Genomic DNA, 15,073 nt, shown 5'->3' on the forward strand with positions numbered 1-15,073 from the left:
ATAAAAACAGGGGTAATGCATGTAAACAATCAGATCCTTTTGACAATGCGTGCCGAAGTAAACGCAGATGGTAACGCCATGTTAGAACGCGTTAATACCTAGTCTTGTAGTAACGCAAATGAATGCCGTAAGCATACCATAGACTAATAAAAAGCTACCTATAGATAGTGATAGAAAGCGATGAGCGATCAGTTTATTAAGATTATAGATACCGTTATTGCGTGGTAAGGTTGTGGCAAGACATCATTTTTATAACGGGTAGAAAGTGATATTGTTAACTCAAAATTATGTTGGCAAATATCGTGTTTGCACGGAGCACAGGCGTTATTCGCCTTATTTACAAAGGACTGTGTATGCGTTTATTCACTTACCCCGGTTACGCCGTAATGGTGTTATTGACTTCTTTTTTCACTATTTCTTCGGCCATTGCGCAAGAGACTGTTGCAAGCGACCCTCAACCTTATACCGCCTTTAGTGCGTTACCTAAATATCGAGGGCCAGCGCTATCCCCTGACGGAAGCCGTTTATTGTTTGTACAAAATATAACAACGCCTGAAGAGGTTGCGGTGCTTAAAAGTTACGATCTTAAGACGGGTAAAAATCACTACCTGCTTAAATCGGATAACGAAGCGGTCAAAATTAATTGGTATCGCTGGGTGAATAGTGAACGTTTCGTGGTTAGTGTGCGTGTTGAAAGTAAGCGTGGTAAAACGAAAGTTCATGATACCCGTTTAATTAGCTTAAGGTTTGATGAAGAAAACCCTGAGTTAGAAAGCCTAATTAGCCAGCATAGGTTGAAGCATTACGCGACCAATAAAAACTACACTCCCCAATTTCAAGATGAGGTAATCGATTGGCTGCCAGACGAACCAGACCATATATTAATGGCGATTGATGTCGTTATGCCGGGTTTACCGTCGGTCTACAAAGTTAACGTTGTTACCGGGAAAGTTAAACGGCTCATTAAAGGTAAGCGAGAAATACGCGATTGGATGACCGATAGGCAACACAATGTGCGCATTGGTGTCACACTCAATTACGAGTCGGGTGAACGCGAAGTGTTGCTGAAAGAGGGTGACGAGTACACAACCCTGTTTAGTTACAATGCGATGAATGAAAAAGGGGAATATCCGCTGGGCTTTGCAAAAGACCCTAATATTCTCTATTACCGAGGATATAAAGGCGACTACAAAGCCATATTCTCATTAAATCTTAGTACGATGGAGCACAGCGAAGTTTATGCTGATGAAGGGTATGACGTTGACGGTGGCCTGATTTACTCATCGTTGACGAATGATGTAGTGGGAATACGGCATAACGGTAGGCAGTACTGGGACAAAAGCCTAGCGGGGTTACAGAAAGGGCTAGAAAAAGCACTGCCTGAATATACGAATACCTTAGTTAGCTTTAGTGACGATGAACAAAACTATATTTTATATATTGAAAATGATGTTACGCCAGGCACATACCTTATTGGAAGTCGAGAGCAAGGTTCGTTAGATATATTATTCCAGCAATACAAGCAAATCGATCAATCGCGGCTATCCAAGCATAAGCTGATTACCTATAAAGCCAGAGACGGTATAGAGATAGAAGCATTTGTGACGCTGCCAAAAGGCGACGGCCCTTTTCCTACTATTATTCACCCTCACGGAGGCCCAGGTGCACGAGACTTCAGTGGCTTCGATTACTGGACTGCTTACTTCACAAATAAAGGGTACGCTGTTTTACGGCCCAATTTTAGAGGCTCTCGAGGTTATGGCTTTTCGTTTGCACAAAGCCAAATGAAAGGGTGGGGATTAGCCATGCAGGACGACATTACTGATGGCGCGATGTGGATGGTTGACCAAGGGTACGCTCAAGAAAATAACCTATGTATTGTCGGCGCAAGCTACGGCGGATACGCGGCGCTAATGGCTACCGTAAAAACGCCCGAATTATTTAAGTGTGCTGTCAGCTTTGCCGGTGTGAGTTCGCTGAAGCACTTGGTTCAGTCGTCGAGAAGCTTCCTTAATAATGAGTTTGTAAAAAATCAAATTGGTGACGACTCTGACGATTTAGAGGCACGCTCTCCGTATTACAATGCAAAAGGGATAACAACGCCCATCCTGCTTGTTCATGGCGAGGAAGACAGAGTGGTTTTAGTACGCCAAAGTCGTTATATGGCCGACGAGCTTGACGATTTAAACAAGGAATATACATATGTTGAACTTGAATCAGGCGATCACGGGCTCTCTATTCAAAGAAATCGACATCGTTTCTTTGCTGAGCTCGATGCCTTCTTAGATAAGCACTTATCTGCGCCTGCCTTAAAGAACAATGTTTCTGCAGTAACATCACAGTAACGTGATTAACGCCATCAGTATTCGTAATAGCATTTAGTCGAATACTGACGGCTTTTTAACCGCATATAAGCTATACTTCTGCGCCTCGTATGCGTGTCTTACCTCTGTGCGTTGCCACTGAAAAAAGCCACCGTTTGTATTACAGCTTCTTTTTAGAAGAAAGAGGCAATGTCATGCTCGAGTATATACTGGGGCTATGCCCCCTTGTTTCCTGATAACACAGAGTAAAGAAATTGTCGCCGAACTCGCAGACTTCACAAAAAGCTCCATTAGGTATTGTCGAATTTGTTGCCCTCATGGCAACCATGACATCGCTAGTGGCATTAAGTATTGATGCTATGCTTCCTGCACTTCTTCAAATCGGAGAAGCGTTGAACGTTGAAGAGCCTCATCATACCCATCTTATCGTTACGCTTTTCTTTATCGGTATGGCGTTCGGACAAATGTTCTTCGGGCCGTTTGCCGATAGTCGGGGTAGACGACTTACCATTCTAATTGGGCTATGTATTTTTGCACTTGGTACGTTCGTATGTATGGCCGCTACAAATCTAGAAACAATGCTGGTTGGGCGAGTCATTCAGGCGTTTGGGGTATCCGGGCCTCGTATTGCAGCACTAGCCATTATCAGAGATTTGCACGTAGGTGATGCAATGGCGAAAGTAATGTCTTTCATTATGATGGTGTTTATTTTAGTCCCCATGCTCGCGCCCGTTATTGGGCAAACCGTTATGGATTTAGCCTCTTGGTATCATATTTTCACCCTGTTTTTAGTGGTTGCGGTATTGTCGGGTATTTGGTTTTTTACACGGCAAGGCGAAACGCTGCCAAGAGAAAGAAGACGTCCTTTCTCATTCAAACAGTTCTATATCTCATCAAAGTTCATCCTTACTCACCCTGCGGTCATGGGATACACTGTTTCGATGGGCTTTATTTTTGGCTCTTTTTTAGCATACCTAAGCGCAAGCCAGACTATCTTCCAAGTGTTTTATAACGTTGGTGATATGTTCCCTTACTACTTTGCTATTTTGGCTTTTTCTATTGGCCTTGCCTCTTATTTTAACGGCAAAATGGTGATGAAGTTTGGTATGCGTAGGCTATGTCGTTTTGCGCTTAAAGGTGTCAATATTTTTGCAATCGTTTACTTGATTTTACTTACCTCATACAACGGATTACCGCCATTGTGGATGACGGTCACGACCATGTTTATTGGTTTTTTCTTTGTCGGAATTTTGTTCGGAAACTTAAATGCGATGGCAATGCAGCCATTGGGTGAAATGGCAGGGTTAGGCGCGGCGATTATCGGTTCGCTATCAAGTCTTTTTTCAGTACCAATAGCACTGTTTATCGACAGCTTTTTGAACGGTAATTTGTACCCTATTGGAGTAGGTTTTTTTGTTTTCTTTGTGCTTGCGTATGTGGCAGTTCGTTATGCAGAACGTGTAAGGGAATGCGGCGAGTAAATCGTTGGGCTGTTATCGCTGACAATAAACAGCAGGCATAAAAAAGCCCGACCAAAATGGTCGGGCAAGAGGGCTTAGTAAAGCACCTAACGACAGAAACTGTCCTAACCGATGATGGCTTTCATGTCAGTCATGTAGCCACGCAGGGTTGTACCTACTTGCTCAACACCATGTGAGCGAATTGCTTCGTTAACATCAACTAAGCGCTTGTTTTCCACTTGGTTAGATGATGAAGACAACCCTTTACCGATTACTGTAGTATCGATAGTAGGCATAAATTTCTCGCGCAGAAGCGGAATGGCCGCATTGGCAAACAAATAGTTTCCGTATTCTGCTGTGTCTGAAATTACCACGTTCATTTCATACAAACGCTTACGAGCGATAGTATTAGAAATAAGCGGTGTTTCATGCAGTGATTCATAATAAGCAGACTCAGGTAAAATACCTGCTTCAACCATTACGTCGAAGGCTACTTCTACACCGCACTTGATCATGGCTACCAATAGGATGCCGTGGTCAAAGAATTCTTGCTCGCTGATTTCACCTTCATAAACAGGTGCGTTTTCAAACGCGGTTTCACCGGTTTCTTCACGCCATTTAAGTAGGTTGGCGTCGCCATTTGCCCAGTCTTCCATCATCGTGCGAGAAAATTCGCCGCTGATAATGTCGTCTTGATGCTTTTCAAATAACGGACGAAGCATGTCAGTTAACTGTTCTGAAAGCGCAAATGCTTTTAACTTAGCTGGGTTTGATAGACGGTCCATCATATTGGTCACGCCACCAATCTTAAGGGCTTCAGTGATGGCTTCTAATCCGTACTGAATCAATGCACCTGCGTAACCTGCGTCAATGCCATCAGCCGTCATTTTTTCAAAGGCAAGTACAGCTGCAACTTGTTGCATGCCACAAAGAATAGTTTGCTCGCCCATTAAGTCAGACTTTACTTCTGCAACGAAAGACGACTCAAGAACACCCGCTCTGTCACCACCGGTTGCACTCGCTAATGCTTTTGCAATGTCCCAGCCTTTATTTTCTGGGTCATTTTCAGGATGCACTGCGATAAGGGTTGGAACTCCAAAGCCACGCTTATATTCTTCACGTACTTCCGTTCCTGGGCATTTCGGAGCACACATTACAACAGTAATGTCGCTGCGAATTTGCTGACCTTCTTCAACAATGTTGAAACCGTGAGAATACCCCAGCGTTGCGCCTTTTTTCATTAAAGGCATAACCGCTTCAACCACACTTGCGTGCTGCTTATCTGGAGTAAGGTTATAAACCAAGTCAGCGTCTGGAATAAGGTCTTGATACGTACCAACAGTAAACCCGTTACCATTCGCACGTTTGTAAGAGTCTCGTTGCTCATCAATGGCAGCTTGACGCAGTGCGTAAGAAACATCGAGGCCAGAGTCACGCATATTTAAGCCTTGGTTAAGGCCCTGTGCGCCACAACCTACGATAACCACTTTTTTGCCTTTTAATGCCTGACATCCGTCAGCAAATTCTTCGCGTGCCATGAAACGACAGCGGCCAAGCTGATCTAACTGCTGGCGAAGAGATAAAGTATTGAAATAATTAGCCATAATAATTCCGAACAACATTCATTTTAGTCATTATCAGCTACCAACCGTGGTGCCGAAGACCTCGTCTATGACGACTTGTTATGAAGAGTAAGGGATTTCTTTTGTTTTGGAAAATGATATATTTGCAAGATAATATTGCAAAAGGTGAAACGTTATGGATTTTCGCAGTTTACAACTGTTCACACATTTAGCGACTAGCTTGCATTTTGGAGATACGGCGCAGGCTATGTATGTTTCACCCTCTACGCTTAGCCGTGTTATTCAAAGGCTTGAAGACGATTTAGGGTGTACGCTGTTTAAGCGAGACAATAGAAAGGTTGCGCTAACGCATAGCGGACATAAACTATTGTCGTTTTCGTCACAGGCATTAAAAGACTGGCAACAATTAAAAGTAGACTTGCGTGAAGACAGCGAAGCGCTAAAAGGTGAAATTAGTGTGTTTTGTTCGGTTACTGCAAGTCAAAGCCACCTGCCTGCAATGTTACGACAGTTTCGCCAACAACATCCGGGCGTGGATATACGCCTTATTACAGGCGACCCTGCACTAGCTATCGATAAAGTTAAAAAAGGCGAGTGTGACTTATCAATCGCGATATACACGCCGGATTTGCCTACCGATTTACACTTCTCACCGCTAGATGCGGTACCACTTGTCTTGATTGCCCCTAAAGACTGGCGATTAACCCATCTAGACCAGATTGATTGGACAAAGCATCATGTGATTATGCCTGAGACCGGGCCTACAAGACGTACAGCCTATCATTGGTTTGCAGAGCAGGGTATTCGCCCGAACGTCTATGCATCTGTAGGCGGAAATGAGGCTATCGTTAGCATGGTGGCGCTCGAATGCGGTGTTGGGTTTGTTCCTAAAGTCGTACTTGATCACTCTACTATGTCCAGCGCAGTCACGCAGATAAACGTTGCTGATATAGAGCCTTATGCGCTAGGGCTATGCTGCTCTCAAGATAAGCAGCACGAGCCATTAATTAACGCCTTCTTGGGGTTAAAAACAGTTTTATAAGCTGGTGGTATATATTACTAACTGCTTAGCTGTTTAATCAGGTTATCAAGTGCACGGTAGCCCAACGCTTCTGCAATATGATGCCGTTGTACGTTGTCTTGTTGTTCTAAATCGGCCAAGGTCCGAGCAACTTTTAATGTCCGATGAAAAACACGCATCGAGAGGTTGAGCTTTTTTGCTGCAGCTTTAAAGAAGGTAAGATCGCTCTCATTCACCTGACAGTAGGTTGATAGTTCGCTGGCGCTCAGCGACGCATTCGGTTTGCCTTGCCGAAGCAGCTGGCGATCTCTTGATTGTGCAACATGTTTAATGGCCACTCGCATGGAATCTTGCTTTCCACTTGGCACTGGCGGTAGGTCGTAATCAGGTAAACGGGGCACCTCAACTTGTATATCAATTCTGTCTAAAAATGGCCCAGAAAGGCGGTTTAAGTAGGTGAGTTGCTGAGCAGGCGTTAGCCTGTTGTCGTCAATATCGCCCGTTGGACTGGGGTTCATTGCGGCAACTAATTGAAAATTAGCGGGGTACGTGGCACTTCGAGATGTCCGCGAAATATGAACATCGCCTGTCTCCAGTGGCTCTCTCAATACATCCAAGGCTTTTCGCCCAAATTCTGGCAGTTCATCTAAAAATAACACGCCATGGTGCGCTAACGAAATTTCTCCGGGCGAGGGATTACTGCCGCCTCCGGTGAGTGATGTGGGCGAGCTTGTGTGATGCGGGGAACGCAAATGCCTACGCAAGAATTGTACTGCATCTCGCTTTTCACCCTTAACCGAGTGAATTGCCGCAACTTCTAGCGCTTCTTGCTCGCTTAATGGTGGCAGTAATGCCAGAAGTTTACTCGCCAGTAAGCTTTTTCCGGTGCCAGGCGGGCCAACCATTAAAATATTATGGTTGCCGCTCGCCGCTATCATCAATGCACGCTTGGCTTGTTCTTGCCCGATAATATCGTCCCACTCACCTAGCGCTTCTGGTTGATTGGCAGCAAGAAAGGGTTGCCCTTTTCTCAATGCCTTTGCTTTTGATAGGTGTGCATAAACTGATACCAAATCGAACGCAGGGTAGCGGGTAGCATGTGAGACGAGCGATGCTTCGACATCGTTATCGCCTGGGAAAATGACCGGAATATCTTCATTAGCTGCCGCCATTAATACGGGGATAAGCCCTGCGACACTTTTTATTTCTCCGTTAAGGCCTAACTCTCCAACAAAGGCGATACCTAATAAACTGGTATCAGATAAATAGCCTGATGCGACTAAAATGCCTACCGCAATGGCTAAGTCGAACCGCCCGCCGTATTTTGGAATATCTGCTGGGGCCAGATTTACCGTAATGCGTTTTGCGGGAAAGTCGAAACCGCTATTAATAAGGGCGCTGCGCACCCGCTCCCGTGCTTCTTTAACACTGGTTTCAGCCATGCCTACCAGTTGAAATGCGGGTAAACCATTGGCTAAATGCACCTCAACCGTTATTTCCGGTGCGTCAATTCCCTGCCCTGCAAACGTTTTTACTATTGCCATACCCATAATGGAACACTCCTTTTCGTGTCACCATACGCAAGATAGGTATTTGCTATAACTGAACAAGGGAATAGGTTTTAATGATCTTTGTAAAATACCGGTAATTGCCAATGCCAACGCATTGCGCCAAGCCTAAACAGTACGGTAGTAACAAGTGCTGCGACACCGCACCACGTTGTTGCATAACCTAATTGCATGCCAATACCATAGGTAACGCCGCCGGCTACACAGGTCATCGCGTACAGTTCGCCGTTTAATACTAAGGGTATCTCACGGCATATCACATCACGCAATAAGCCTCCAAAAACACCGGTGATCGTCCCCATTGCTACCGCGACCGCAATGCCCGTGTCGTTTGCCAGCGCTTTTTCGATGCCTACCACGTTAAATAGTGCAAGACCAAAGGCATCGGCGATAAGCAAATAGTGGAAGGGAAAGCGTGGGCTTAAGCGCAGCCAAATAATGGGAATAAACGCTGCAATTAATGTGGTGTACAGATAATCGGTATCGGCAATCCAAAATACAGGTACATCAAGCATCATGTCACGTAATGTGCCACCGCCAATAGCCGTTGCACTTGCCAATACAATAACGCCAAATCCATCCATGCGCTTTTGGTAGGCCATTAACGTGCCTGAAATCGCGCACACGGCAACACCTGCTAAATTTAACCAATGAAACCAATCGATCATCTATGGAATACTCGTTTTTGTTAAAATGTTAAAACCTAAATTAAGACGCAAATTACTTGATTCAAGCGCTACTTTCATGCTATTTCTTTGCCCATCATTGTTGTGGTTCGGCCAAGCTGCAACATTACAGGGTATTTAAAGCCATAAACCCTCCAGTAACAACCATTCAATAGCAAAGCCTTGGAAATGGGCCTACGCTTGTCATTTAGCATGAAATGCGATTGCATATAGTGCGACTTTCAATATCGACTAAACAACCGATTAACGCTGATACAGCCTCAGGACAAAGACGTAACCCTTTTTATTCGTTTAACGTCTATTTGCCTGCAATACTGAGCGCTTACACTGTGTAATGTATCATTCGCTTCGGTATTATTATTTTGCATTTATTTTTATACATTTAACGGGAAGGATTTATGCCCAAGTTACGTTCTGCAACCACTACGCAAGGTCGAAATATGGCAGGTGCTCGCGCGCTATGGCGAGCAACAGGAATGAAAGACTCTGATTTTGGGAAACCGATTGTTGCTATTGCGAACTCATTTACGCAGTTTGTGCCTGGGCATGTGCACCTTAAAGATATGGGGCAATTAGTGGCGCGCAGCGTTGAAGCAGCAGGCGGTGTGGCTAAAGAGTTTAATACTATTGCGGTAGATGACGGCATTGCAATGGGCCATAGCGGTATGCTTTATAGCTTACCTTCTCGTGAAATCATTGCTGACGCCGTTGAATACATGGTAAATGCGCATTGCGCCGACGCCATTGTCTGTATTTCTAACTGCGACAAAATTACGCCGGGAATGTTAATGGCCTCAATGCGCCTTAATGTTCCCGTTGTTTTCGTTTCTGGCGGCCCGATGGAAGCGGGAAAAACAAAGTTATCTGATCAAATTATCAAGCTTGATTTAGTTGATGCCATGGTCGCTGCAGCAGACGATAAAGTCAGCGATGCGGATTCGGATGAAATAGAACGCTCGGCTTGCCCTACGTGCGGCTCGTGTTCGGGCATGTTCACTGCCAACTCGATGAATTGTCTTACTGAAGCATTAGGTTTATCGCTGCCTGGTAACGGTTCTATGTTGGCAACCCATGCTGATCGCGAAGGGTTATTTAAGCAGGCGGGTAGGCAAATTGTAGAGCTGTGTAAGCGCTATTACGGCGACGATGATGAAAGTGTACTGCCACGTAATATCGCCAACTTTAAAGCATTCGAAAATGCCATGTGCTTAGACATTGCCATGGGCGGGTCGACCAATACTATTTTGCATTTGCTTGCCGCTGCCATAGAGGGTGAAGTGCCCTTCACAATGGACGATATTGATCGCCTTTCTCGAAAAGTACCTCATTTATGTAAAGTGGCGCCGTCGACGCCTAAATACCACATGGAAGATGTTCATCGAGCCGGTGGCGTATTAGGTATTTTAAATGAGCTAAACAAAGCAGGCTTATTAAATACCGATGTTAATCACGTACTAGGTAAGCCCATCACAGAGGTTATCAGTGAATGGGACGTGACTAATCCTGAAAATGAAAAAGCTATAGAGTTTTATCGTGCTGGACCTGCTGGAATTCGAACCACACAGGCCTTTAGCCAAAGCTGTCGTTGGGATGAAGCCGACACCGACCGTGAAAACGGATGTATTCGTTCTGTTGAACATGCTTTTAGCCAAGAAGGTGGTCTGGCTGTGTTATACGGAAACGTGGCAGAGAATGGTTGTATTGTAAAAACCGCAGGCGTTGATGAATCTATCTTAACGTTTAATGGTAGCGCACGAATTTACGAAAGCCAAGATGACGCCGTAGCAGGTATTCTAAACAACGAAGTGAAGGCTGGCGATGTGGTATTTATTCGTTATGAAGGCCCTCGCGGCGGACCGGGTATGCAAGAAATGTTGTATCCCACCTCTTATCTTAAGTCAAAAGGGTTAGGGGCATCTTGCGCGCTAGTCACCGACGGTCGATTTAGTGGTGGCACAAGTGGTTTGTCTATTGGACATTGTTCGCCAGAAGCGGCAAGTGGCGGCGGTATCGCGTTGGTTGAACATGGCGACAAGATTGAAATTGATATCCCCAATCGTCGTATCAACATTATTATCAGCGATGAAGAATTAGCCGAGCGACGAGCTAAAATGGAAGCCAGTGAAAAACCATGGCGACCTAAAGATCGCGTACGTGAAGTATCAACATCGTTAAAAACCTTTGCAGCACTAGCGACTAGCGCAGATAAAGGTGCCGTGCGTGATGTGACAAAACTGGAAAACCTATGACAGTAAGCGATCATGATTATCTAAAGAAAATCTTACTCGCACCGGTTTATGATGTCGCGGTAATGAGCGATTTGTCTTATATGTCGTTGCTCTCTGACGAGTTAGGGAACGACGTATTTTTAAAGCGCGAAGACCAGCAGCCTGTTAAAAGCTTCAAGCTTAGAGGGGCATACAACCGCATTGCTTCATTAACTGAAGCACAGCGCAATGCAGGTGTCATTGGCGCTTCAGCAGGGAATCATGCGCAGGGTTTAGCCTACAGCGCAAAAATGAAGGGTATTCAAGCGACGATCGTAATGCCTGAAACGACACCGGATATTAAAGTTGATGCTGTTCGTCGTTTCGGCGGTGAAAATGTTAATGTTGTACTACATGGCACGAGTTTCGATCAAGCCAGCGGCCATGCAAAAGCCTTGTGTGAGACCCATGGTTATACCTTTGTTCCCCCGTTTGACGACCCTGATGTGATTGCGGGGCAAGGAACGGTTGCCCGTGAGTTGCTTGAGCAAAATCCTAACCTGGATATCTTATTTGTTGCCGTAGGCGGCGGTGGATTAGCGGCTGGGATTTGTGTTTATTTAAAGCAGCTTAAGCCAAGTATTAAAATTGTTGCAGTAGAGTCAGAAGAATCGGCCTGTTTCATAAAAGCGAAGGAAATGGGTGAGCCCACTGAGCTTGAAAGTGTCGGCATTTTTGCCGATGGCGTGGCCGTAAAGGTCATGGGCCAAGAAACCTTCAGGCTTTGCAATCGCTTAGTAGATGACACCATTACCGTCACCAATGATGAAATATGCGGGGCGATTAAAGATATCTTTGATGATACTCGCGTTATTGCCGAGCCTGCAGGTGCATTGTCGGTAGCGGCCATTCGCAAATACGTGAAATTACACGGGCTTCAAGATAAGTCACTCGGTGGTATTTTGTGTGGTGCCAATATTAACTTCCATACACTTCGTTATGTGTCTGAACGCTGTGAGTTAGGCGAGCAGAAAGAAGCCGTGTTTGCGGTTAAAATTCCTGAGACTAAAGGGGCTTTCAAGCAGTTCTGCGAGTGTGTTGGCGCTAAAGCAATTACCGAATTCAACTACCGATATGCCAGCGATGAAGAAGCGCACATTTTTGTGGGCGTTAAGCTTAAAGGCGGCAAGCAAGAGTTTGCAGCGTTAGAGTCAGACTTAGTCGATAAAGGCTATGAATGCTTTAATTTAACTAATAATGAACTGGCTAAGCTTCATGTGCGCCACATGGTTGGCGGCAGACCCCCAGCTTTACCTAACGAGCAGGTGTTTAGTTTTGAGTTTCCTGAGCGTCCTGGCGCGTTGCTTAATTTCTTAACGACGGTGGGTGAGCAGTGGAATATCACGCTATTTCATTATCGTAACCACGGTGCTGCTGAAGGACTCGTCATGGTAGGGTTTGATATTACGCCCGATAGCAGAGAGGCTTTCAACGCGCATGTGGACAAGTTAGGTTACAAGGTGGAAGACGTTAGCGATAATCCTGCATACCAATTCTTTTTATCACAACCTCGCTAAGTGAAACCCGTTTTCGTTTTATGTCGCCCCTTGATAAGCATGGTTTAGCAAGGGGCGATATAAAGCGGGATATAAAGAAGGCCACTATTTCAACATGAAATAACTGGCCTTTTTTGTCGCTATACCGTGGCATTAATCGTTACGTTGAAGTGCTACATTTTCAAGATGTTGCATCATCTCTGGCCAAATCAACGCCATAACGTCTTCACGTAACCCTTCACACTCCTCAGAATATTTCAGGCTACCGTCGTCAGATGAGTCTAACCAATGGTTTTCCTTAAGCGCAGTAATGAAGCTAGACAGTACATTCTTGTCATAGAATTCAGGAGAGCTTAAGCCATAAAGTACAGATAAACGTTCAGCCACTTTTTTGCTTTCGCGCTCAAGTGCATTGCGGCTTATGACCTTTTCTTTATCCAGAATAGTAAGTACAACGGCATAGCGCTGCAGTGTTTCTTGCATGCATCGGCTCAATAACCATGCAGAATGAAACTGCTTACAGTGTGCATCAGGTGGAAGCAGCTCGTCATCGTTACTTCTTAACAAGCCTAGCGAGAGCAGCCCGTTGATTAGCGCATCGGTATGCGCTAAAGCTTGGTCTTGCGTTAAGTGCAAGAATAACTCTCTTTGTAGCAGTGGGTACAGCGCAGCAATTAGCTGGAGTATCGCTGACCTGCTGGTACCCTTACGAGCAAAGACCGACGCCATGATAAGACCTGGTAAAGCGAATAGATGCAAAATATTATTGCGGTAATAGGTTAGGTATATCGCCGACTTTGGCACTGGACTAATAAGCTTACCGTAGTCATCTTCTTTTATTTCAAACTTACCAAGTTTCATGGTGTCATTGAATAATTCGTCGGCAGATGCGTTTGGCATTGTGGCATCTTCACTGAAAGGCACCGCTTTAAATAGGCCCATAAAATCGTTTATAGCCTGTTTTAGCTCAGTATCACTCATGGTTTGCGTTTTAGAAGACAGCAAACATAAAGACGTTAATGCCATACCGTTTAACGCCGCCGCCCTATTAATGCGTGTCATAACGTTATTGGCGAGTTCGTTAACAGTAGGGGTTAACCACGAGGGCTTCTTATCGCTATCATCGTCACGACAGTCGCGCCAATTTGGAACATGGGTTTCTAAAAACTGATTCAACTGGATAGGTTCGCCAAAGTTCACATAGCCATGACCGAAATTCTTGAGCTTTTTCATTGCAGAAAAAACCTGAAGATTAGACTCTTTCTTTTTCTTTGAGCCTTTCAGTTCATTCAAATAGCTCTTCACTTCCATGACGTTTTCATAACCAATGTAAACGGGCACAATACTCACCGGCCTGTTTACTCCTTTTAGCATGGCCTGAATCGTCATCGCCAGCATGCCGGTTTTAGGAGGAATAAGACGCCCCGTTCGGCTTCGGCCACCTTCAGGGTAATACTTTACCGAATACCCCTTGTTGAAGAGCAGTTCTAAGTATTCTCTAAATACCGCAGTGTAAAGCTTATTACCTGCGAAGCTGCGTCTTAAAAAGAAGGCGCCACCACGGCGAAACACCTTTCCAACAGGCCAAAAGTTTAGGTTTATTCCAGCAGCAATGTGAGGCGTTACCATACCTTCATGGTAGATGACGTAGGTAAGTAAGAGGTAGTCCATATGGCTACGGTGGCAAGGAACATAGATTATTTCGTGGCCATTTGCCGCTAATTCTCGTATGCGCTCAGCATGCCCAACACTAATACCGTTATATATTTTGTTCCAAATACGTGTAAGAAGCCGTTCACCAAAGCGAATAAGCCCCTCACGGTAATCGGCGGCGATTTCGTCTATGTAGCTTTGTGCTTGAGACTTTGCTTCATCATGTGTGAGCTTTTTACCACGTGACGCTTCTGCAATAGCCCGCCTTACTGCGTCAGACCCTAGCACACTGTTGTTTAATTCTTGGCGCTCTAAGAGTGTTGGCCCCGTCATGCTCTGACGTTTGCGGTGAAAATGGGTACTGGCCACACGCACTAACTTTTGCGCTATGTATTGATCGCTTCCATGCTGGTTCGACATGGTGCGCGCAGACACTGCTTTTGAGTAGTTAATAAAATTATCGCGGCCTAAAAACAACACGATAAAAAGCTTTCTTAGCCAACTGGGCGCGGCTTTGTCTGCGATGAGGTCGCTAAGCCCTGGTTTTCCCTTACCCGGAGCTCGTCCCCACGATACAAAAACCGGTACTACCTGAAGATCGAGATTTAAATGGTCTCTATGTAGATGAAACAGGTCAGTGAATACGCTCTCTATGCCCGTATTATTGGCTTCACTTCGAAAAAGCGGCTGCGTTTTTCTAAGAAACTGCGTGGCGGGGTATTCTCTTCCCGCGAGGGTCAATACGTTTGTTGGGCTAGGAAGTCCCAATGCCTCGGTTGACATTCTAAGCGCTAGCTGGTCTGTCACAGAGTTAGTTGGCAGCAAGTATATGATAGGCTTAGCCTTATCAATGCCTAGCTCTGACTCTACGTTGACCGGAATGCTGTGTGCTTTAACAAACAGCTTAACAGGATAATGAAATACCGATAAAAGGGCTTTTCGCATCCACGACATGAATTCTGTATTCCTATAAAATAAAGACTTATAAAGTGTACCATACGTTGCCTGTATTCAC

At 45.1% G+C, this 15,073-nt stretch carries 9 protein-coding genes; 5 read left to right on the top strand and 4 right to left on the bottom strand.

Annotation, left to right across the window (positions count from 1 at the left end):
• The first annotated feature begins 353 nt into the window (after window positions 1-353).
• Together AC27EZ_RS09120 and AC27EZ_RS09125 are read left to right on the top strand one after the other, a co-directional pair.
• Window positions 354-2,345: an alpha/beta hydrolase family protein gene (locus AC27EZ_RS09120; RefSeq protein WP_487135030.1), complete on the top strand. Its 1,992-nt coding sequence runs from the start codon at window positions 354-356 to the stop codon at window positions 2,343-2,345.
• Between the two features lie 296 nt (window positions 2,346-2,641).
• Entirely contained in the window at window positions 2,642-3,805 is a 1,164-nt protein-coding gene (locus tag AC27EZ_RS09125) for a multidrug effflux MFS transporter (protein ID WP_487135276.1), read from the top strand.
• Between the two features lie 104 nt (window positions 3,806-3,909).
• Here AC27EZ_RS09125 and ilvC read toward each other — a convergent pair whose 3' ends face one another.
• A complete protein-coding gene (ilvC, locus tag AC27EZ_RS09130; protein ID WP_487135031.1) occupies window positions 3,910-5,388 on the bottom strand; it encodes a ketol-acid reductoisomerase in 1,479 nt (492 codons plus the stop codon).
• Between the two features lie 154 nt (window positions 5,389-5,542).
• On the opposite strand from ilvC, the gene ilvY reads away from it, so the two are divergent.
• On the top strand, window positions 5,543-6,409 hold the full coding sequence (ilvY, locus tag AC27EZ_RS09135; protein ID WP_487135032.1) for an HTH-type transcriptional activator IlvY: 867 nt from the start codon (window positions 5,543-5,545) through the stop codon (window positions 6,407-6,409).
• Window positions 6,410-6,426: 17 nt separating this feature from the next.
• On the opposite strand, the gene AC27EZ_RS09140 is transcribed toward ilvY, so the two are convergent.
• Together AC27EZ_RS09140 and AC27EZ_RS09145 are read right to left on the bottom strand one after the other, a co-directional pair.
• Complete coding sequence (locus AC27EZ_RS09140) at window positions 6,427-7,938, bottom strand: YifB family Mg chelatase-like AAA ATPase (protein WP_487135033.1); 1,512 nt, start codon at window positions 7,936-7,938, stop codon at window positions 6,427-6,429.
• 71 nt (window positions 7,939-8,009) lie between these two features.
• On the bottom strand, window positions 8,010-8,624 hold the full coding sequence (locus AC27EZ_RS09145) for a trimeric intracellular cation channel family protein (protein ID WP_487135034.1): 615 nt from the start codon (window positions 8,622-8,624) through the stop codon (window positions 8,010-8,012).
• A 416-nt stretch (window positions 8,625-9,040) separates the two neighbouring features.
• On the opposite strand from AC27EZ_RS09145, the gene ilvD reads away from it, so the two are divergent.
• Window positions 9,041-10,891 (top strand): dihydroxy-acid dehydratase, encoded by a 1,851-nt coding sequence (ilvD, locus tag AC27EZ_RS09150; protein ID WP_487135035.1) that lies wholly within the window; start codon window positions 9,041-9,043, stop codon window positions 10,889-10,891.
• On the top strand, window positions 10,888-12,426 hold the full coding sequence (gene ilvA / locus AC27EZ_RS09155; protein ID WP_487135036.1) for a threonine ammonia-lyase, biosynthetic: 1,539 nt from the start codon (window positions 10,888-10,890) through the stop codon (window positions 12,424-12,426). Before ilvD ends, ilvA begins: the two co-directional genes overlap by 4 nt.
• A 132-nt stretch (window positions 12,427-12,558) precedes the next feature.
• Here ilvA and plsB read toward each other — a convergent pair whose 3' ends face one another.
• Window positions 12,559-15,012: a glycerol-3-phosphate 1-O-acyltransferase PlsB gene (gene plsB, locus AC27EZ_RS09160; protein WP_487135037.1), complete on the bottom strand. Its 2,454-nt coding sequence runs from the start codon at window positions 15,010-15,012 to the stop codon at window positions 12,559-12,561.
• Between the last annotated feature and the right edge of the window lie 61 nt (window positions 15,013-15,073).

It is taken from the genome of Alteromonas sp. 4NH20-0056 (genome assembly GCF_057539655.1).

Excerpts from the sequence above, each read along its gene's own strand:
- AC27EZ_RS09120 (WP_487135030.1), top strand. The coding sequence starts at position 354 with ATGCGTTTATTCACTTACCCCGGTTACGCCGTAATGGTGTTATTGACT.
- AC27EZ_RS09125 (WP_487135276.1), top strand. The coding sequence starts at position 2,642 with ATGGCAACCATGACATCGCTAGTGGCATTAAGTATTGATGCTATGCTT.
- ilvC (WP_487135031.1), bottom strand. The coding sequence starts at position 5,388 with ATGGCTAATTATTTCAATACTTTATCTCTTCGCCAGCAGTTAGATCAG.
- ilvY (WP_487135032.1), top strand. The coding sequence starts at position 5,543 with ATGGATTTTCGCAGTTTACAACTGTTCACACATTTAGCGACTAGCTTG.
- AC27EZ_RS09140 (WP_487135033.1), bottom strand. The coding sequence starts at position 7,938 with ATGGGTATGGCAATAGTAAAAACGTTTGCAGGGCAGGGAATTGACGCA.
- AC27EZ_RS09145 (WP_487135034.1), bottom strand. The coding sequence starts at position 8,624 with ATGATCGATTGGTTTCATTGGTTAAATTTAGCAGGTGTTGCCGTGTGC.
- ilvD (WP_487135035.1), top strand. The coding sequence starts at position 9,041 with ATGCCCAAGTTACGTTCTGCAACCACTACGCAAGGTCGAAATATGGCA.
- ilvA (WP_487135036.1), top strand. The coding sequence starts at position 10,888 with ATGACAGTAAGCGATCATGATTATCTAAAGAAAATCTTACTCGCACCG.
- plsB (WP_487135037.1), bottom strand. The coding sequence starts at position 15,012 with ATGTCGTGGATGCGAAAAGCCCTTTTATCGGTATTTCATTATCCTGTT.